Here is an 18,702-nt window from a genome sequence, read left to right on the forward strand (position 1 = left end):
GAGGGGCGTTGACGGCCGTCGCCCGCATCGGGCGACGGCGTCGCGGGAGCATCAGCCGGTCGGGGTGGCCAGTGCCGTGGCGAGGTCGTCGAGGGCCTTCTCGGCATCACCGGGGGAGGTGGTGCCGGAGGTGAGGAAGGCGAAGGAGAGCAGTCGGCCGCGGGGGTCCACGACCGTGCCGGCCAGCGCGTTGACGCCGGTGAGGGTGCCCGTCTTGGCCCGTACGAGTCCCGCGCCGCCCGACTTCTCGCCGTACCGGGCGTCGAGCGTGCCGCTGAATCCGGCCACCGGGAGTCCGGTGAGGACGGGGCGGAGTTCGGGGTGCGCGGGGTCCGCCGCACGGGCGAGGAGGCCCGCCAGGAGGGCGGCGGAGACTTTGTCGTTCCTGTCGAGTCCGCTGCCGTCGCCGAGCCGGGCGCCGGTGACCGGCAGGCCGAGCTTCTTCAGCTGTGCGGTGACCGCGGCGCGGGCCCCGTCGAAGCCGGCCGGTCGGCCGGCGCCGATGGCGGTCTGCCGGGCGAGGGCCTCGGCCAGGTCGTTGTCGCTGTTGGTGAGGGTCCGTTCGACCAGGGCGGAGAGCGGCTGGGAGCGGTGGGTGGCGAGGGTGGTCGCTTTGGCGGCGGGCCGGTGGGAGCGGGGTTCGCCCGTCGTCTTCACACCGTTGTCCCTGAGGTACCCGGCGAACAGGTGTGCGGCGTCGGCGGCGGGGTCGCCGGATCGCGCGGCGGGCCCGTGGTCGCTCTTGTCGAGCCGCCCCTCGCGGACCATCAGGGCGCTGACCGGCGCGATGTTGTCGTTGGGGCCGATGGGGTGACGGGCCGGCCCGGAGTAGGCGGAGGCGTCGTAGGTGAGGGCGACCTCGCGCACCTTCCGGTCCGTCAGAGCCTTGGCCGCGGAACGGGCCAGCGCGCGCAGTCCGGCCTCGTCCAGGGTGGGGTCGCCGCCGCCGACGAGGGTGACGGTGCGCAGGTCGGGCGAGGCGCGCACGGTGGTGTCGATGCGGTGGTCGGGGCCGAGCTCCGAGAGCGCGGCGACCATGGTGGCGATCTTGATGGTGGAGGCGGGAGTCATCGGCGTACCGGCGGCGCGGGCGTAGATCTGCTTGCCGGTGGCGGTGTCCACGACGACGGCCGTCGTACGGGTGCCGAGCGCGGAAGCCTTGACCAGCCGGTCCAGCTCCTTGGCCGGCGCCACCGCCGCCCCCGCCGGGGCACGGCCGGTGCCGAGGGCGGCGAGCACCGCGGCGGCGCTGGGGGCGGGCGCGGGAGCGGCGGGGCCCGCCGCTGAACTCCGGTGAGCTGTGTCACCTGTACGGCCCTGACCGGCGGCCCGGGCGCGTTCGGCCGTACGCTGACCGTTGTCCCAGGGGCCGGCGGCGAACACGGCGCCGGCGGCGACCACCAGGCCGAGAACCGCGGAGCCTGCGACGAGCCGCCAGCTGTCCGGCAGGGCCGGTTTTCCGGCCAGGCTCTTCAGCTTGCCCCAGGGGTCCGACGGTTCCTTCGACGGTTCATCCACCGGCTCGGCCACCGTTGACCAGCCCCTTTCGCGAGCACACATCTGCGTGGGGGACACTTAACCACCAGTCGTATGTGTTGATCATGGAGGAGCCACCCGTGGAGTTCGACGTCACCATCGAGATCCCGAAGGGTTCGCGGAACAAGTACGAGGTGGACCACGAGACCGGTCGGATCCGCCTGGACCGTCGACTCTTCACCTCGACCAGCTACCCGGCCGACTACGGCTTCGTCGAGAACACCCTCGGCGAGGACGGCGACCCGCTGGACGCGCTGGTCATCCTGGACGAGCCCACGTTCCCCGGATGCCTCATCAAGTGCCGCGCCATCGGCATGTTCCGCATGACGGACGAGGCCGGCGGCGACGACAAGCTGCTGTGCGTCCCCGCGTCGGACCCGCGCGTCGAGCACCTGCAGGACATCCAGCACGTGTCGGAGTTCGACCGCCTGGAGATCCAGCACTTCTTCGAGGTCTACAAGGACCTGGAGCCGGGCAAGTCCGTCGAGGGCGCCGACTGGGTCGGCCGTGCCGCGGCCGAGGCCGAGATCGAGGCCTCCTACAAGCGCCTGCAGGACCAGGGCGGCGCGCACTGACGCGGTTCCCTTCGAGGGACGTTCCGGTTCCGCTTCCGTACGGGTGGCGGGGCCGGTCCTGACGGAGACCCGGGGATGCCCTGGGGCTCCGTCGGCAGTCTGAGGACGGCGTGAACGGGCGGTACACCTCATCGGTGTGCCGCCCGTTTCGCGTGCGGGTCCCTTGTCCGTGCCCATACTGGGCAGGAGTGCGGCCAGGACCCATCGGGCCAGGAAGAGCGAGGTCGAGCAGTGGCGGAACAGGGCGGTCCCGAGGACCAGAAGCCCCAGTCCGACGAGGCGCACAGTGCGTTCACCGCGCCCGCCGGGGTGGAGCAGCCCGTACTGCCACTCGAAGACGACCAGCCGACCTCGGAGTTCGCGGTACCGGCCGGGGTGCAGCCGGAGCCGCCCGGTCCGGGTTCCGCTTCCGGTCCGGGCCGGGCCGGCAGGAACCTCTCCGACTCCGACACCGGCGCCTCGGCCTTCACCCCGCCCCGGACGTACGACGCGAGCCAGACGCCCGCGTTCACCCCGGCGCAGGGCATCCCGATGGTCCGGCTGACCAAGGAGGCGCCCTGGCAGGACCGGATGCGCACCATGCTCCGGATGCCGGTCACCGAGCGCCCCGCGGCGGAGAGCGTCCAGCGGACGGACGACTCCGGGCCCGCCGTGCCGAGGGTGCTCGACCTGACGCTCCGTATCGGCGAGCTGCTGCTGGCCGGGGGCGAGGGGGCCGAGGACGTGGAGGCCGCGATGTTCGCGGTGACCCGTTCGTACGGTCTGGACCGGTGCGAGCCGACCGTCACCTTCACGCTGCTCTCCATCTCGCACCAGCCCTCGCTGGTCGAGGACCCGGTGACGGCGAGCCGTACGGTGCGCCGCCGGGGCACCGACTACAACCGGCTGGCGGCGGTCTTCCGGCTGATCGACGACATCACCACCGAGGACGTCGACGTCTCGCTGGAGGAGGCGTACCGGCGGCTGGCGGAGATCCGGCGCAACCGCCACCCCTTCCCCGGCTGGGCGCTCACGGCGGCGGCCGGGCTGCTCGCGGGGGCGGCTTCGGTGCTGGTCGGCGGTGGCGTGGTGGTGTTCTTCGTGGCGGCGGCCGGCGCCATGCTCGGCGACCGGCTGGCCTGGTTCTGCGCGGGGCGCGGGCTGCCGGAGTTCTACCAGTTCACCGTCGCCGCGATGCCGCCCGCCGCGCTCGGGGTGGCGCTGACACTCACTCACTGGAGCGATGTGCGGCCGTCGGCCGTGATCACCGGTGGGCTCTTCGCGCTGCTGCCGGGGCGGGCCCTGGTGGCGGGCGTGCAGGACGGGCTGACCGGCTACTACATCACCGCGGCCGCCCGCCTGCTGGAAGTCATGTACTTCTTCATCGGGATCGTGGTCGGGGTGCTGGTGGTGCTCTATCTGGGGCTCCAGCTGGGCGCCACGCTCAATCCGGAGGAACGTTTCGTCGCCCACGACCGGCCGGTGCTCCAGATCCTGGCGTCGATGGCGCTGAGCCTGGCGTTCGCCATCCTGCTCCAGCAGGAACGGTCCACCGTGCTCGCGGTGACCCTGAACGGCGGGGTGGCCTGGATCATCTACGGGGCGATGGCCCGCACCGGCGACCTCTCGCCGGTCGCGGCGACGGCGGTGGCGGCCGGCCTGGTGGGCCTGTTCGGACAGCTTTTCTCGCGCTACCGCTACACCTCCTCGCTGCCCTTCATCACGGCGGCCATCGGCCCGCTGCTGCCCGGTTCCGCGACGTACTTCGGGCTGCTGGGCGTAGCCCAGGGCGAGCTGGACCGGGGGCTCGCCTCGCTCTCCACGGCGGTGGCGACGGCGCTGGCCATCGCGATCGGGGTGAACCTCGGGAGCGAGATCTCCCGGCTCTTCATGCGGGTGCCGGGTACGGAGACGGGCGCGGGCCGCAGGGCCGCCAAGCGCACCCGCGGGTTCTGAGACCTGGGGTCTTCCGTTGGGATCAGCCTGGATCAGGCCCCGGCGCCGGCCGTCCCGTGTACGCGAACGGCGCCCGTCCCGTGCGTTCCGGGAGGGGCGCCGTACAGGTGGCCGTGCGGGTCAGCGCTTGGCGTGACGGCCGCGGCGGCCGGCGGGCGAGCTGCCGGAGGGGCCGTCGGAGGGGCCGCTGCCGGGGCGGTCGTCGTCCTCGCGGTTCGCGGCGGCCTTCTTCGACTTGGAGCGGGCCCGGAGGAACTCGACCGCGATCGGCACCACGGAGACCAGCACGATCAGGACGAGGATCGCCTCGATGTTCTTGTGCACGAACTCGATCTTGCCGAGCACCGCTCCGAGCACGGTCACCCCGACGCCCCAGAGGACGCCGCCGATGATGTTGAACACCAGGAACGAGCGGTAGTTCATCCGGCTGACACCGGCGATGATCGGCGTGAAGGTGCGGATCACCGGCACGAAGCGGGCCAGCACCAGCGACTTCGGGCCGTACTTCTCGAAGAACTCGTGCGCCTTCTCGACGTTCTCCTGCTTGAAGAGCTTGGAGTCCGGCCGGTTGAAGAGGGACGGGCCCACCTTCCGGCCGAAGAGATAGCCGACCTGGTCCCCGACGATCGCGGCGATCCCGATCAGGAGGCAGACCAGCCAGAGCGGGTAGTGCAGCTGGCCCGTGGTCACCAGCAGACCCGTGGTGAACAGGATGGAGTCGCCGGGCAGGAAGAACCCGATCAGCAGTCCGGACTCGGCGAACACGATGAGGAGGACGCCGGGAAGTCCGAAGGTGTTGATCAGATAGTCCGGGTCCAGCCAGCTCGGGCCGAGCGCAAGCGTATTCAAGGGTCCGGGCTCCAGGATCGATCGATGGGGGCTGCGTGGCCGCCCCAAGCTATCAACGCCCCGGGGATGCTCCGGGTTCCAGTGGCCGCGGTGGACGTGCGCACGGCACCGGCCGGGGCAAAGCTGGTCCCCAGGAGGTGTCACCCATGGGCATCGAGGATTACGGCGGCGGCCAGAGCGACCACGCGGACGTGCTCGTCGTCACCACGAACGACGTACCCGGGCATCAGGTGACCCGGGTGATCGGCGAGGTGTTCGGGCTGACCGTGCGCTCCCGCCACCTGGGCAGCCAGATCGGCGCCGGGCTGAAGTCGATGATCGGCGGCGAGCTGAAGGGCCTGACCAAGACCCTCGTCGAGACCCGCAACCAGGCGATGGAACGCCTCGTCGAGCAGGCGAGGGCGCGCGGGGCCAACGCGGTACTGATGATGCGCTTCGACGTCTCCGAGGCGGCCGACGTGGGCACCGAGATCTGCGCGTACGGGACGGCCGCGGTGATCAGCGAGCTGTGACGGGCTGCGGCACGCCCCGTGCGGTGTGCTTCGTGCGGTGCGCGGGGAGAGCTGCGAGGCGCGGAGAGTGCTGCGAGGCATGCTGCGAGGCGTGAGAGATAAACGGCTTGTGCGGCTTTTGCGTGGATAGGGTGGGCCGGTGGCCCCCTCCCCCGCGTCGCGCCCCTCGCCGGATTCCCCTGGTTCCCCTGGCTCCCCGCCCCCCTCGGCCCCCGCCGGTGACGGCCCCGCGCCCACGCCCGCCCGGCGGCTGCTGCCGGTCGTCCTGCCGGCGCTGGTGGTCGGGGTCGTCTCGGCGCTGATCCTGCTCGGCGTGAGCCTGCTGGCCGAGGAGCTCCAGGACGTGCTCTGGGAGACCCTCCCGGACGCGCTGGGGATCGGCCGGTACTCCTCGCTCTGGATGATCGTCATGCTCACGGCGACCGGTGTCGCGGTGGGGATCACCGTCCACCTGGTGCACGGCCACGCGGGCCCCGACCCGGCCACCACCGGGCTGGTCGGCGCCCCGCTCGCCCCCGGGGTCGTACCCGGGCTGCTGCTGGTCACCCTGCTGGCACTGGCGGGCGGGGTGAGCCTCGGGCCGGAGAACCCGATCACCGAGGCGAACATCGCGCTCGCCTTCTGGCTGGGCCGGCGGCTCGCCCCGGACTCGCCGGCCCAGCTGTGGGTGGGGCTCGCGGCGGCCGGCACCATCGGCGCGCTGTTCGGGACCCCGGTCGCCGCCGCCCTGATCCTCTCCGAGGTCCTCGCCTCCCAGCCGGGCCCGGGAGCGCTCTGGGACCGCCTCTTCGGCCCGCTCGCGGCGGGTGCGGCGGGGGCGCTGACGATGACCCTGGCCGATCACCCCAGCTTCGACCTGTCGCTGCCCGAGTACACCCGCACCGGCTGGGGCGACCTGCTGGCCGCGCTGGTGATCGCCTCGGCGGGGGCGGTGCTGGGCATGGCCGGGGTGCTGGCGGTGCCGTGGACGCACCGGGCGTTCAAAGCGCTGCGGTACCCGGTGCTCGCCATCACCGCCGGCGGGGTCGTACTGGGGCTGCTGGGCGCGCTGGGCGGCCATCTGACCCTCTTCAAGGGGCTGGAGGAGGTGAAGGAGCTGGCCGCGTCGCCCGACGGCTGGTCGGCCGGGGAGTTCGCGGTGATGGCGGTGGTGAAGATGGCGGCGCTGGTGGTGGCCGCCACCTGCGGCTTCCGGGGCGGCCGGATCTTCCCGGCGGTCTTCGCCGGGGCGGCCCTGGGACTCTGCGCGCACGCGCTGGTCGACGCGGTGCCGCCCGCGGTCGCCGTCTCCTGCGCGGTGCTGGGCATGCTTCTCGCGGTCACCCGGCAGGGCTGGCTAAGCCTCTTCACGGCCGCGGTGCTGGTGAGCGACCTGACGGTGCTGCCGGTGCTCTGCGTGGCGACCCTGCCCGCCTGGCTGCTGGTGACCGGCCGGCCCCAGATGCAGCTGCACGAGGACGGTACGGCGCTGCGCTGAGGGGCCGGTACGGCGCGGTGCGGTGCGGTGCCGCACCCGCTCTCCTGCCGGACATGCCGGATGGGCCGTTTGTCCGTATCGTCACATGCGTACGGCCTCTCGGAGCCGCACGAGAACTCCCGCCGTGCGGCCCGCCCCACCCGACGCCCGGAGGATCTCGCATGTCCACGCCCGTCAATGTCGCCGTCGTCTACTACTCGTCGACCGGCACCATCGCGACGATCGCCAAGGCCCTCGCCGAGGACGCGGAGAAGGCTGGCGCCGACGTACGGCTGCGCAGGGCTGCCGAGCTCGCACCGCAGGCCGCCATCGACTCCAACCCGGCCTGGGCCGCCAACGTACGGGCGACCGCCGGCATCGCGGAGGTCGTCGCCGACGACATCGTCTGGGCCGACGCCGTGATCTTCGGCTCGCCGACCCGGTACGGGAACCTCGCCGCCCAGCTCAAGCAGTTCATCGACACCCTCGGCGGGCTCTGGCAGGCCGGTGCGCTGGCCGACAAGGTCTACAGCGGGTTCACCTCCAGCGCCACCGCGCACGGCGGCCAGGAGTCGACCCTGCTCGCGCTCTACAACACCATCCACCACTTCGGCGGCATCCTCGTCGCCCCCGGGTACACCGACCCGTCGAAGTTCGTCGACGGCAACCCGTACGGCACCTCCCACGTCGCCGGCCAGGGGGACATCCCGGTCGGCGAGCAGACGCTGACGGCGGCGCGCGTCCAGGCCGAGCGCGTCGTGAAGTTCACCCGGGCCATCAAGGCCGGTCTCGCCGCCGAAGGCTGACGCGGCGGCGGGGGCCCGCACACCGAGAGGACGTGCCGCATGGCGCTCCACAAGGGATCACACGGCAAGGACGGTTCCGGCACGGGCCGGAAGCTGGCCCTCAACCCCTTCTTCGGGGAGGCCGATCCGACGGCCGGCATGACCTCGGCCCCGCCGACGCACCGGCTGCCGGACGGCCCGCTCCCGCCGTCCACCGCGTACGGGCTCGTCCACGACGAGCTGATGCTCGACGGCAACTCCCGGCTCAACCTCGCCACCTTCGTCACCACCTGGATGGAACCCCAGGCCGGGGTGCTGATGGCGGAGTGCCGGGACAAGAACATGATCGACAAGGACGAGTACCCGCGCACGGCCGAACTGGAGCGCCGGTGCGTCGCGATGCTCGCCGACCTGTGGAACGCCCCGGACCCGGCCACCGCCGTGGGGTGCTCCACGACCGGATCCAGCGAGGCCTGCATGCTCGCCGGGCTGGCGCTGAAGCGGCGCTGGGCGGCGAAGAACCCGGACCGCTATCCGGCCACCGCCCGGCCCAATCTGGTGATGGGCATCAACGTGCAGGTGTGCTGGGAGAAGTTCTGCAACTTCTGGGAGGTCGAGGTTCGGCTCGTCCCCATGGAGGGCGATCGCTTCCACATCGACCCGCAGGGCGCCGCGGACCTCTGCGACGAGAACACCATCGGGGTCGTCGGCATCCTCGGCTCCACCTTCGACGGGTCCTACGAACCGATCGCCGGCCTCTGCGAGGCGCTGGACGCCCTCCAGGAGCGGACCGGGCTCGACATCCCGGTCCACGTCGACGGCGCCTCGGGCGCCATGGTCGCGCCCTTCGTCGACGAGGACCTGGTGTGGGACTTCCGGCTCCCCCGGGTGTCCTCCATCAACACCTCGGGCCACAAGTACGGCCTGGTCTACCCCGGCGTCGGCTGGGCGCTCTGGCGCACGCCCGAGGACCTCCCCGAGGAGCTCGTCTTCCGGGTGAACTACCTCGGCGGCGACATGCCCACCTTCGCGCTGAACTTCTCCCGGCCGGGCGCCCAGGTCGTCGCGCAGTACTACACCTTCCTGCGGCTGGGCCGGGAGGGCTACCGTGCCGTCCAGCAGACCTCCCGCGACGTGGCCCGGGGCCTCGCCGAGCGGATCGAGGCCCTCGGCGACTTCCAACTCCTCACCCGGGGTGATGAGTTGCCGGTATTCGCCGTGACGACCGCGCCGGACGTGACGGCGTACGACGTCTTCGACGTGTCCCGGCGGCTGCGCGAGCACGGCTGGCTGGTGCCCGCCTACACCTTCCCGGCCAACCGTCAGGACCTGTCGGTGCTGCGGATCGTCTGCCGCAACGGCTTCTCCTCCGACCTCGCCGAACTCCTGCTGGAGGACCTGCGGGCACTGCTGCCCCAACTGCGCGAGCAGCCGCACCCGCTGAGCCGCGACAAGAGCGCCGCGACCTCGTTCCACCACTGAACAACCAGGTGTACGGGCCTACTTGCGGCTCTCCGCGATCAGCTCGAAGGCCGTCCTACCGTCCAGGGACTCCCGGATGATGTCGGCATGACCCGCGTGCCGGGCGATCTCCTCGACCAGGTGGACCAGGAACCACCGCAGGGAGACCTCCTCGTCCTCCGGGAACCAGGGGGCCTCCGGCAGCGGGAAGGTGGCGTCGAGGTCCGGCGCGGACCGGATGTACTTCTCGGTCTCGGCGGCCACCCCGTCCCAGAACGCCAGCACCTGGGGGACGGTCTCGTCGCCGACGAGCCGGAAGCTGTCCCCCCAGTTCTCCTGGGTACGCACCTTCTCGTTGGGCTGCTGCTGGGCCATCCGGAGCCAGTTCAGCTCCATCTCGGCGACGTGCTTGGCCAGCCCGGAGAGGGAGAGCTCGCCGGCGGTCGGCCGGCTCGCCGCCTGCTCCTCGGACAGCCCGAGGAGGGTGCGGCGGATCGCACCGCGCTGGGCCTCGACGAAGCCGAGAAGGGTGCCGCGCTCGTCGCCGTGCGATTCGGACACGTGGGTGACCATGCTGACCGTCCAGGGATCTCGGGCCGGAGCCCCCGTGGCCCCGACCGACATTCTCACGCTAAGAGCCCTTGCGGACAGCTTCCGTCCTCGATGCCGGGACACGCGGTTCCGTTCAGAAAGGAAAGACCGTGCGGCCGTACTGGACCGAGATCCAGTGGGTCGTCGTGAAGGCGTCCACGACCGCGTCGCCGTTCCGCCTGCCGAGTCCGGACATCTTCTCGCCCCCGAAGGGAGCCAGTGGATCGTCCTGCACCGTGGGGCCGTTGACGTGGAACATTCCGGTGCGGACCCGCCGTGCGAACCGCACCCCGCGGTCGACGTCGGCGGTGTGCACCGCCCCGCTCAGCCCGTACGGGGTGTCGTCGGCGATCCGTACCGCCTCGTCCTCCCCGTCGAAGGGGATCAGCACGGCCACCGGCCCGAAGACCTCCTGCGTCAGCAGGGGCGACCCCTCGGGCACGCCGGTCAGCACGGTCGGCTCCACGACATTGCCCCGGGTACGGCCGCGCAGCAGCGCGGTGGCCCCGGCGGCGAGCGCATCGTCGACCAGCCCGGAGAGGGCGTCGGCCTGGAAGGCGTTGATGACCGGGCCGATACGGGTGGCCGGGTCGCGCGGGTCCCCGGCGGTGATCCGGGCCGCCTCGGCGACGAACCGCCCGGTGAACTCCGCCTCCACCCGGCGGTCGACCAGGATGCGGTTGGCCGCCATGCCGACCTGGCCCTGGAAGAAGAACCGGCTGAAGACGGCGGCGTCCACGGCCGCCCCGATGTCCGCGTCCTCCAGCACCACCAGGGCGCTGTTGCCGCTGAGTTCGAGCACGCACCGCTTGAAGCGGCGGGCGGCCTTGGCCGCTATCCGGCGGCCCACCCGGTCCGAGCCGGTGAACGAGATCACCGCGGGCACCGGGTGGTCGATGAACGCGTCCCCTATCTCGGCGCTGTCCGTGACCACCACGTTGAGGAGCCCCGGCGGCAGCCCGGCCTCCTCGAAGACGCGCGCCACGAGGCCGCCACCGACGACGGGAGCGTTCTGGTGCGGCTTCATCACGACCGCGTTGCCGAGCGCCAGGGCCGGTGCGACCGACTTCATCGCCACGACGAAGGGGAAGTTGAAGGCATTGACGACGGAGACGACCCCGACGGGCCGCCGGTAGATCCGGTTCTCCTTGCCGTCCACCGCCGCGGGCAGCAGCCCGCCGACCGGTCGGACGGCCTGGCGTATCGCCTCGCGGAGGAGCTCGCGGCCCAGTTCGACCTCGTACCGCGCCCGGGGCAGCGTCCCGCCCAGCTCGTCGACGATGGCCTCGGCGATCTCGTCGGCGCGCTCCTCGACGACGGCCAACGCCCGGACGAGGACGGCCTGTCGCTCGTGCGGACGGGCGTCGGCCCATGCCGCCTGCGCGCGCTCGGCGGCCCGGTACGCGCGGTCCACCTCGGTGGCGGTCGCGACCGTGATGGCGCAGAGCTTCTCGCCGTTGTAGGGATTGACGTCGATGATGTCCCACGAACCGCTGCCGGTCAGCCATTCGCCATCGATGTACTGATGGGCCAGTTCATGGAAGAAGGACATGCAATCCCTTACTGCAGGCTTTCGCACACTCCTGATCGAACGTCATGGTACGCGGGGATCAGGTCTGTTGAAGCAGTCGGTGGAGGAGATCCCGGGTCTCGTCCTCACCGGGACTGTCGGCGCGCAGCCGGACCATGGCCTTTTCGTAACTCTGGACGTCCTCGGCCTTGTCGAGATAGAGCGCGCTGGTGAGCTGCTCCAGAAAGATGATGTCCGACAGGTCCGATTCGGGAAAGCGCAGCATGGTGAACGCACCGCTTTCGCCCGCGTGTCCGCCGAAACTGAACGGCATCACCTGGAGGGAGACGTTGGGGTGCTCCGACATCTCCAGCAGGTGCCGCAACTGGGAGCGCATCACGTCGCGCGATCCGTAGGGCCGGTGCAGGGCCGCTTCGTCGAGCACCGCGTGGAAGTCCGGCGCGCGCTCGGAGACGAGCACCTTCTGCCGCTCGAGGCGTAGCGCGACCCGGCGGTCGATCTCCGCCTCGGGCGCTCCGCGCATACCCCGGGAGACGACCGCGTGCGCGTAGGCCTCGGTCTGCAACAGGCCGTGCACGAACTGGACTTCGTAGATGCGGATGAGGGATGCCGCCCCTTCCAGACCGATGTACGTCTGGAACCAGCCGGGCAGCACGTCGCCGTAACTGTGCCACCAGCCCGCCACGTTGGCCTCGCGGGCCAGGCCGAGGAGCGACTCGCGCTCCGCCTCGTCCGCGACCCCGTAGAGCGTGAGCAGATCCTCGATGTCCCTGGCCTTGAAGCTCACCCGTCCCAACTCCATGCGGCTGATCTTCGATTCGGAGGCCCGGATGGAGTAGCCGGCCGCCTCACGCGTGATTCCGCGAGACTCGCGCAGCCTTCTGAGCTGAGAGCCCAGCAGGATGCGGCGCACCACGGATCCACTCGACTCGCCTGCCGACACTGGACAACCCTCCCCATAGCTTCCCGGGCAACGGGGCCCCCGAACCCCGAGCACCGGATTCTGCCACCAAAACGCTCCGGGCCGTACTCATTCGGTTACAGAGAGGGGAAGACTTGCCGGAGCCATGAAAAATGCCGTACGGAAGAAATGCTCCGGAACCACCACGGTACTGGGCACGTCCGGCGCGTGCACGTGCATCTGCCCTTGCATCTGCTTCAAGCATTCGGAAGCATGGCCCTTGCGCACCTGCGTGATCGTTCGTGTTGTGCCGCTGTGTCCCCGCAGTACCGCTCACAGGCAGTGCCGCTCGCAGCCGCGAATCCCGGGAGCACCTCGTATGAGGACTGATGGATCGACGACGCTCGAACCGTTACGGCGTGGCCTGCCCCCCACCGACCCTGCGGCGATCACGGCATCGGCATCGATCACGCTCCCGGCACGGTACGAAGCGGTCGGCTCCGCACGGCACTTCACCCGCGGCACGCTCCACCAGTGGCAGCTCGACGACCGCTTCGACGATGTCGCCCTGGTCGTCTCGGAGCTGGTCACCAACGCCCTGCGTCACGCGCTGCCCGCCGATGTGGCCCGCGATCCGAACTCCCCCCCGGTACGGCTCCAGCTGGCGCGCTGTACCACCCGTCTGGTGTGCGCGGTCCGCGACCCCAGCAGGGAGAGCCCGATAGCGGGGGAGGCGGAGGACTCCGCCGAGTCCGGCCGGGGGCTGTTCCTGGTCGAGTCCTTCAGCGACAGCTGGGGCTGGCACCCGGTCCCGGCTTCCGGGACCCCGGTGACACCGACGGCCCCGCGCGGAAAGGTCGTCTGGGCGGTGTTCCTGCTGTCGGGTGACGGCGAGGTGGCCGACAACTCCCTCTGAGAAGAGGGCTGTTCGTGCCGGGCATGGGCAACCGCGCGACGCGCGCGGGAACCGTGCGGAGGCCGGACCCGAAAGACCGAGGGCCGGAGTGCGAGGGGGAGTCGCGCTCCGGCCCTCATCACGTCCCGCCCGGGCCGCATGCCCGACGCCTGCCCGACCGCGCCCGGACCGGGGCCGCTTCCGGCGCCGCGCACCGCATCCCGCGCACTCCGCGGCGACCGCGAAGCGCGGCCGTACCGCCGTGATCGCTCAGGTTCCGGACGCCAGGTGGTCGAACTCGCCGTCCTTGACGCCCAGCAGAAGCGCTTCGATCTCCGCCGGCGTGTAGACGAGCGCCGGTCCGTCCGGGTGGCGGGAGTTGCGCATGGCCACATTCCCTCCGGGAAGTTTCGCGAACTCCACGCAAGATCCTTGGGAGTTGCTGTGCCTGCTCTTCTGCCAGACGACCCCGTGAAGTCCTGTGGCCGCCATGCCGTTGTACACGTCGTGCACAGAAAGCTCCCCGAGTTGCAAGGTGCAAGTGTCAACCAAGCGTCAACCACCCTGGATCATAGCGGTAATTCACATGCCAATGCATGGGCAAATGCACGTGCACGCGGGGTGGTCCTTTGATTACAGCGTTTACCGCCCCCTGCAAATGGCATGCGCACCGCTGGTGGCGCCCCCGGGCTCCCCGGACCAATGGTCCCGCCGCCACACCCCGGCACCCCACTCGGCGTCTCCCCCCTCCGTACGCCAGCCGTTTCCGCGGGCCGCGGCAGGTACGGGCCCTACGGGCGGGACCCGAGTGACACCGCGGTGACGCTGCGGAGAAAACCGCCGGGCACCACCCGGCGGCCCTCCCCCGCATCCATGCTTTTCAGCGGGATTCCGGTTCCGCCCTGCCCTCTTCTTCGGCTTCTCGGGGTTCTTGGGGTTCTCGGGCTTCTTGGGCTTCTCGGGCTTCTTGGGGTTCCTGGGCTTCTTGGGCTTCTCCGTCTTCATCGCCCGGTCGCGCTCTCCGGCTGCTGGGCACGGCTCCCCGGTCGTCCAGCGCGAACGACAATTCGACCAGTGCGTCGAGCAGCAGCGCCGCTCCCCGGCGTACGACGGGGTCGGGTACGGGTTCTCCCGGTTCGGGTTCCTCGTCGTAGGGCGCTTCGAGAAAGTCCCAGTACGCCACCGACTCGGCGACCGGCCCCCATTCCGGGACCCGTCGTTCGCGTACCGCCTTCGCGCCCTTCTCGGTGGAGCCGCGGAGTGCGTCGGCGAGTTCCGCCGCGCCGCGCACGGGGGTCGCCGCACGGTCGGGCAGGTGGGCCTCCAGCAGCATGGCGGCCCGGCCGAGCTGCGACAGCGCGTGCTGGGCGTCGGTGGCGGCCGCCCGCGAGATGCCCCGGTGCCGCACCGGTTCGTACTGGGCCTTCTTCAGCGTCTCCGTCCACTCGACGCGGGCCTCGCGGGAGGCGATGAGCGCGGTCCGTACGTCGTCGTTGCTGCGGGCCGCCGGGTCGGCGTACTGGTCGATGACCGTGGCGGCGTACCGGCCGACCGAGGTCAGCCACCCGGCGAGCCGGTTGCGCAGCCGCGGGGTCTCCCAGGCCGGGTAGACGGCGTACGAGATCATGGCCAGCAGCCCGCCGACCAGGGTCAGCACGATGCGTTCGGGGACCGTCTGCGACCAGTCGTTGCCGGCCATGCCGAGCAGGAAGACGACGTACGCCGAGATGCAGACCTGGCCGACCGCGTACCCGGTGCGCATCAGCAGGTACATCAGCCAGGCGCAGCAGACGGCGAGCGCGGCGGAGAGTTCCGGGCCGGGATGGGCGACCTGCACGACGACGGTGGCGAACGTGACGCCGACGATGGTGCCGCCGAAGCGGGCCACCGAGCGGGCGTAGGTCTGCGAGAAGTCCGGCCGCATCACCATGACCGCGGCCATCGGTGCCCAGTAGCCGTGGCCGAAGGGCAGCGCTTCCCCGATGAAGTAGCCGACGGTGGCGACCGCGGTGACCCGGATCGCGTGCCGCAGGATCGCCGATCCGCGGTGCAACTCGCCCCGCATCCGGCCGATCACGACCGGGACGAGCCTGATCAGACCGGGGCGGCGGCGGTGCGGGGTCTCGGGGTCGGCTTCCGAGCCGTGCCGGGTTCCGGCGCCCTCGGCGATCTCCACGACGTCGTGGAGGAGGGCGATCAGCCGGTCGGCCGCCCGCCGGGGCGGGCCGCTGGTGAGCCCGCCGGTCTCGGGCGCCTCCAGCGCCGCCAGCGCCGGTCCGCCGAGCCGGACCGGATCACCGTGCCGGATCGCGCGGGCCGCCGCGTCGAGCACCGAGCCGGCCGCCTTGAGGAGCTCACGGGCGCGGTCGCGCTGCGGGCCCTCCTCGGGCACCCCCATGGCGGGGTCGGCCAGTGAGGCGAGGACCGGGCGGATGCGTTCGGCGACGCTCCGGGCACCGTGCAGTTCGGCCGGGCGGTGGCGGGCCTCACGGGCGGAGACGGCCGCCGCGTCGCGGGCGGTCATCAGCGCCTGTGGGTCGAAGGGCGCGATCGGGTCGTAGCGCAGCCGGCGGGCGTAGTCGGCCTCGGCGGCCAGCGCGTCGGCGAGCGCGTCGCGCTGGGCCCCCCATCTGCGGACCGGGAAGAGCACGATCAGGGTGGCCTGCACCAGGCCGCCGATGATGATCACTCCGGCGTGCGCGGCGGCGTCCAGGACGGAGGTGGGCAGGGTGATGGTGACGAGCATGATCGCCACGTTGGAGGAGGCGATGATGCCGCCGGTGGGGCCCGCGGCCCAGGCGAGCCCGGCGACGAAGGTCCAGAGGACCAGGACGGCGAGGAACACCACGTGGTACGGGCCGGCGATGTAGCCGACGAACGTCGAGATGCTCAGGCTGACGCCGGAGATCAGGGCGAGCACCGGGCGGGGGCGCCAGCTGCGCTGGAAGGTGGCGATGGCCGCCTGGAACGCGCCGAACGCGGAGCTGGCCGCGAGGACCGGCCCGGAGAGCGCGAGCGCGGTCTCGACCACCAGCGCCAGTCCGATGGCGCCGCGCAACGCGACGAGCGGCTCCAGCCGGGTCCGCTCGACCGTGAACCCCGAGCGGGCGGTCTCCTTCAGCGCCCGGAGCCAACTCATGGGGCGAGCGTAGCCGCGATACGGGGCAAGCCGGACCTTTGGTTCACCCGTCCGGGACGGCTTCAGGCCGCCCGCGGGGACGGACCGGGCGGGGGTGCCCGGCGGGGCTCCGCGGGCGGTCCAGGGCCTTCCGGCGTGGGCTCGCGCCCGGTCACACCTCGACGGTGGTTCCGGGCTCCAGGCGCTCGACCGCGACGCCGGTCAGGCCCTGCTCGCCGAGGAAGCGGGCGGTGGAGGCCTGTCCGAGTTCGCTGAGCATGAGTTCGTGGATCTGGACGACGCGCTCGGGCCCGACGGCCCGTACGTGGTCGGCGGCCTCGCCGAGCTTGGTCCACGGGCCGCTGGTCGGCAGCAGGAGGGTGCGCACCGCGGCCGTGGACGGTGAAGGCGAGGGAGCCGACGGTGAAGGAGTCGCCCGCCGCCACGGCGCGGACGCGGCCCCCGTGGCCCCCGTGACCGCCGAGGGCCGCCGCGACCGCGGCCGTGCCGTAGACCCGCAGGCCGGGCCGGGTCTCCAGGGCGGCGGCGACGAGTTCCTCGTCGAAGTGGTCGAAGTGCTCGTGGGTGATCAGGACGGCGTCGGCCCGGCCGACCGCCTCCGCCGCGTCCGGGGTGAGGGTGCCGGGGTCGATGACGACGTGGGTCCCCTCCTTCTCCAGAGCGACGCAGGCGTGGGCGTGCTTGGTGAGCTTCACGATGGTGTCCTTCCGGGCGGGGCGGTGTCCCGGCGCGTCTCGGCGCCTCGATGATCTCCAACCAAACTGTACACCTGGGCTGGCTTGTTTGCCGGTAGACTGCCGCCATGGACGACGCTCTACTGGCCGAGGAACTCCGCCTGACCATCGGACAGCTGGTCCGCACGGTGCGCACCGCCGACACGATGCCCCCCGGCGAGGCCGCCGTCCTCGGCTACCTCGACCGCGACGGCACGATGACCGCCGCCGACATCGCGAAGCGGCGGGGGGTCACGCACCAGTCGGCGACCAAGGCCGTCAAGGAGCTGCTGGACCAGGGGTTCGTACGGGCCGAGCCGCACCCCCTCGACGGGCGCAAACTCCTGCTCCACCTCACACCGGCCGGCAGCGACAGGCTCGCGGAGGAGCGCGGCAGGCGCGCGGAGTGGCTGGGCGTCGCGATCGGCGATGCGCTCGGCCCCGGGGAGCGCGAGGTGCTCGTGGCGGCGCTGCCGCTGCTGACGCGGCTGACCGACCGGCTGAGGGCCGGGCAGGACGGGCCGCTTCCGGGGCGGAGGTACCGCTCCGCGTCTACGGGGTGATGCCGCGGCCCTCGCGGCCGCCCACCCGGGCGCGGTCGGCGGCCTCGGTGCCGTGGGTCCAGCCGTCCAGGTCGGTGGCGCCGCGCACCCGGGTGGTGGTGGTCTTCGGGAACATCCGGTCCGCCGCACCGGAGACCGCCACGTCGCGGGCGGCCAGCACGGGCAGCAGCGCGTCGGTCCCGGGCCCGTCCGTACCGCCGTCGTCCGCGCCTGCGGCTTCCGCGCCCGCCTCGGCGGTGACCCGGGCGGTGTCGGCGGCGAGCCGGCTGCCGAGGCGCTGGGCGTACGCCATCAGGAAGGACTGACGGAACGTCTTCGTCCGCTTCCGGCCGCCGGCCCGCTGCCCCGCCTCGGCCCGGGCCATCGCGGAGGTGCCCTGCACCAGCAGCGAGGTGAAGAGGAGCTCGACCGCCTCCAGGTCGGGCTCGAACCCGACGACGGTGGTGAAGCCGAGGTCGCTGTTCCAGACGGCCCGGCAGCGGTTCGCCGAGGCGACCGCGTCGAGCAGGATCGCCTTGGCCGTCTCGTACGGGGCGTCGACCCCGATCCGGCAGGCGCCGGGCCGGTCCCCGCTGTGGGTACGGGCGGCGAGCAGCGCCTCGTCGATGCTGTGCCGGGCCATCAGCTCCTGGGCCTTGGTGGTGAGCGCCTCGGCCTCCTCCGGGTAGTCGGTCGCCTCCGCCTTCGCCAGCAGGGCGCGGATGCGGGTGAGCATGCGCGGTTCGTCGTGCGCGGGCGGCGGAAGCCGGCCGGCACCGGCGGGGGCCCGGCCGGGGGGCGGGCCGACCGCCTCCACGGCGGGGAGCCGCAGCAGCAGCCGGTACAGCTCCAGCAGCGCGGAGGCGTAGCTGAAGCGGTCGGGCCGGTTGCGCGGCACCGGCGGCGGGAGTTCGGCGAGCTGGCCGGACCAGCGCGGCGGAAGCGCGGCGTACGCGGCGGTCTCGGCGGCGATCAGGGTCGCGGCGAGCGCCGCCCGCTCCTCGTCCAGCTCCCTGCGCACGAAGCGGACGACGTCGGCGGGCTGCCAGCCCCGGGCCCAGGCGCGGCGGAGGAACTCCTCGCCGCGCCGGTGCGCGTCGTCGTCCGCGTCCGGGGCGGCGGCGAGCAGTGACGCACCGGCGTCCAGACCGGCGTCGCCCTCCGAATAGAGGGCCGCCGCGCACGCCTGGTCGATCACCGATTCCATGGGTTCAGGGTAGAGGTGGGCGCCCGGGCGGGACTCTCCTCACCCTTCTGCCCGCTCCTCCCCCGCTCCTCCGC

17 protein-coding genes and 1 pseudogene are annotated in these 18,702 nt (G+C 72.1%); 8 read left to right on the forward strand and 10 right to left on the reverse strand.

Annotated elements, in window-relative coordinates; genetic code table 11:
- Positions 1-51 precede the first annotated feature (51 nt).
- Positions 52-1,530, reverse strand: coding sequence for a D-alanyl-D-alanine carboxypeptidase/D-alanyl-D-alanine endopeptidase (dacB, locus tag ACWCSV_RS14180; RefSeq protein WP_451141888.1), 1,479 nt, complete (start codon positions 1,528-1,530; stop codon positions 52-54).
- An 86-nt stretch (positions 1,531-1,616) separates the two neighbouring features.
- On the opposite strand from dacB, the gene ACWCSV_RS14185 reads away from it, so the two are divergent.
- Positions 1,617-2,111: an inorganic diphosphatase gene (locus tag ACWCSV_RS14185; protein ID WP_327180093.1), complete on the forward strand. Its 495-nt coding sequence runs from the start codon at positions 1,617-1,619 to the stop codon at positions 2,109-2,111.
- A gap of 231 nt (positions 2,112-2,342) precedes the next feature.
- The gene (locus tag ACWCSV_RS14190; protein ID WP_451141890.1) at positions 2,343-4,046 is read left to right on the forward strand and encodes a threonine/serine ThrE exporter family protein; all 1,704 of its coding nucleotides are present in this window, start codon (positions 2,343-2,345) and stop codon (positions 4,044-4,046) included.
- 120 nt (positions 4,047-4,166) lie between these two features.
- Here ACWCSV_RS14190 and ACWCSV_RS14195 read toward each other — a convergent pair whose 3' ends face one another.
- On the reverse strand, positions 4,167-4,895 hold the full coding sequence (locus tag ACWCSV_RS14195) for a DedA family protein (protein WP_451141892.1): 729 nt from the start codon (positions 4,893-4,895) through the stop codon (positions 4,167-4,169).
- Positions 4,896-5,041: 146 nt separating this feature from the next.
- Here ACWCSV_RS14195 and ACWCSV_RS14200 point away from each other — a divergent pair, with 146 nt between their 5' ends.
- The 4 genes from ACWCSV_RS14200 to ACWCSV_RS14215 all read left to right on the forward strand — a co-directional run bounded on the left by ACWCSV_RS14200 (position 5,042) and on the right by ACWCSV_RS14215 (position 9,130).
- Positions 5,042-5,407, forward strand: coding sequence for a YbjQ family protein (locus tag ACWCSV_RS14200; protein WP_451141894.1), 366 nt, complete (start codon positions 5,042-5,044; stop codon positions 5,405-5,407).
- Between the two features lie 139 nt (positions 5,408-5,546).
- Entirely contained in the window at positions 5,547-6,884 is a 1,338-nt protein-coding gene (locus tag ACWCSV_RS14205; RefSeq protein ID WP_451141896.1) for an ion channel protein, read from the forward strand.
- 161 nt (positions 6,885-7,045) lie between these two features.
- The gene (wrbA, locus tag ACWCSV_RS14210) at positions 7,046-7,669 is read left to right on the forward strand and encodes an NAD(P)H:quinone oxidoreductase (protein ID WP_451141898.1); all 624 of its coding nucleotides are present in this window, start codon (positions 7,046-7,048) and stop codon (positions 7,667-7,669) included.
- Positions 7,670-7,708: 39 nt separating this feature from the next.
- A complete protein-coding gene (locus ACWCSV_RS14215) occupies positions 7,709-9,130 on the forward strand; it encodes a glutamate decarboxylase (protein ID WP_451141900.1) in 1,422 nt (473 codons plus the stop codon).
- A gap of 18 nt (positions 9,131-9,148) precedes the next feature.
- Here the strand turns inward: ACWCSV_RS14215 and ACWCSV_RS14220 are convergent, their stop codons facing one another.
- From ACWCSV_RS14220 to ACWCSV_RS14230, 3 genes are all read right to left on the reverse strand, one after another.
- Positions 9,149-9,682 (reverse strand): DinB family protein, encoded by a 534-nt coding sequence (locus ACWCSV_RS14220; RefSeq protein WP_451141902.1) that lies wholly within the window; start codon positions 9,680-9,682, stop codon positions 9,149-9,151.
- Positions 9,683-9,794: 112 nt separating this feature from the next.
- Positions 9,795-11,252 carry an aldehyde dehydrogenase family protein gene (locus ACWCSV_RS14225; protein WP_451141904.1) on the reverse strand — a complete coding sequence of 486 codons (1,458 nt, stop codon included), beginning with the start codon at positions 11,250-11,252 and terminating at the stop codon, positions 9,795-9,797.
- A 58-nt stretch (positions 11,253-11,310) separates the two neighbouring features.
- Positions 11,311-12,174: a helix-turn-helix domain-containing protein gene (locus ACWCSV_RS14230; RefSeq protein ID WP_451141906.1), complete on the reverse strand. Its 864-nt coding sequence runs from the start codon at positions 12,172-12,174 to the stop codon at positions 11,311-11,313.
- A gap of 337 nt (positions 12,175-12,511) precedes the next feature.
- Between ACWCSV_RS14230 and ACWCSV_RS14235 the strand changes: the two genes are divergently transcribed.
- Positions 12,512-13,048, forward strand: coding sequence for an ATP-binding protein (locus ACWCSV_RS14235; protein ID WP_451141908.1), 537 nt, complete (start codon positions 12,512-12,514; stop codon positions 13,046-13,048).
- Between the two features lie 249 nt (positions 13,049-13,297).
- On the opposite strand, the gene ACWCSV_RS14240 is transcribed toward ACWCSV_RS14235, so the two are convergent.
- From ACWCSV_RS14240 to ACWCSV_RS14255, 4 genes and pseudogenes are all read right to left on the reverse strand, one after another.
- Positions 13,298-13,540, reverse strand: a complete 243-nt coding sequence (locus ACWCSV_RS14240) for a DUF397 domain-containing protein (RefSeq protein WP_451142093.1) — start codon at positions 13,538-13,540, stop codon at positions 13,298-13,300.
- Positions 13,541-13,907: 367 nt separating this feature from the next.
- A complete protein-coding gene (locus ACWCSV_RS14245) occupies positions 13,908-16,166 on the reverse strand; it encodes an FUSC family protein (RefSeq protein ID WP_451141910.1) in 2,259 nt (752 codons plus the stop codon).
- Between the two features lie 151 nt (positions 16,167-16,317).
- Complete coding sequence (locus tag ACWCSV_RS14250) at positions 16,318-16,533, reverse strand: hypothetical protein (RefSeq protein WP_451142097.1); 216 nt, start codon at positions 16,531-16,533, stop codon at positions 16,318-16,320.
- A 37-nt stretch (positions 16,534-16,570) separates the two neighbouring features.
- Positions 16,571-16,861, reverse strand: a pseudogene (locus ACWCSV_RS14255) (MBL fold metallo-hydrolase); the annotation flags it as partial.
- Between the two features lie 107 nt (positions 16,862-16,968).
- Between ACWCSV_RS14255 and ACWCSV_RS14260 the strand changes: the two are divergent.
- The gene (locus ACWCSV_RS14260; RefSeq protein ID WP_451141912.1) at positions 16,969-17,442 is read left to right on the forward strand and encodes a MarR family winged helix-turn-helix transcriptional regulator; all 474 of its coding nucleotides are present in this window, start codon (positions 16,969-16,971) and stop codon (positions 17,440-17,442) included.
- Here the strand turns inward: ACWCSV_RS14260 and ACWCSV_RS14265 are convergent.
- The gene (locus tag ACWCSV_RS14265; RefSeq protein ID WP_451141914.1) at positions 17,432-18,628 is read right to left on the reverse strand and encodes a DUF2786 domain-containing protein; all 1,197 of its coding nucleotides are present in this window, start codon (positions 18,626-18,628) and stop codon (positions 17,432-17,434) included. The two genes, ACWCSV_RS14260 and ACWCSV_RS14265, sit on opposite strands and share 11 nt — an antisense overlap.
- Positions 18,629-18,702 lie beyond the last annotated feature (74 nt).

The organism is Streptomyces sp. NPDC001770 (assembly GCF_053596135.1).

Coding starts and splice junctions, on each gene's coding strand:
- ACWCSV_RS14200 (WP_451141894.1), top strand. CDS start 5,042: ATGGGCATCGAGGATTACGGCGGCGGCCAGAGCGACCACGCGGACGTG.
- wrbA (WP_451141898.1), top strand. CDS start 7,046: ATGTCCACGCCCGTCAATGTCGCCGTCGTCTACTACTCGTCGACCGGC.
- ACWCSV_RS14265 (WP_451141914.1), bottom strand. CDS start 18,628: ATGGAATCGGTGATCGACCAGGCGTGCGCGGCGGCCCTCTATTCGGAG.
- ACWCSV_RS14220 (WP_451141902.1), bottom strand. CDS start 9,682: ATGGTCACCCACGTGTCCGAATCGCACGGCGACGAGCGCGGCACCCTT.
- ACWCSV_RS14215 (WP_451141900.1), top strand. CDS start 7,709: ATGGCGCTCCACAAGGGATCACACGGCAAGGACGGTTCCGGCACGGGC.
- ACWCSV_RS14225 (WP_451141904.1), bottom strand. CDS start 11,252: ATGTCCTTCTTCCATGAACTGGCCCATCAGTACATCGATGGCGAATGG.
- ACWCSV_RS14245 (WP_451141910.1), bottom strand. CDS start 16,166: ATGAGTTGGCTCCGGGCGCTGAAGGAGACCGCCCGCTCGGGGTTCACG.
- ACWCSV_RS14235 (WP_451141908.1), top strand. CDS start 12,512: ATGAGGACTGATGGATCGACGACGCTCGAACCGTTACGGCGTGGCCTG.
- ACWCSV_RS14260 (WP_451141912.1), top strand. CDS start 16,969: ATGGACGACGCTCTACTGGCCGAGGAACTCCGCCTGACCATCGGACAG.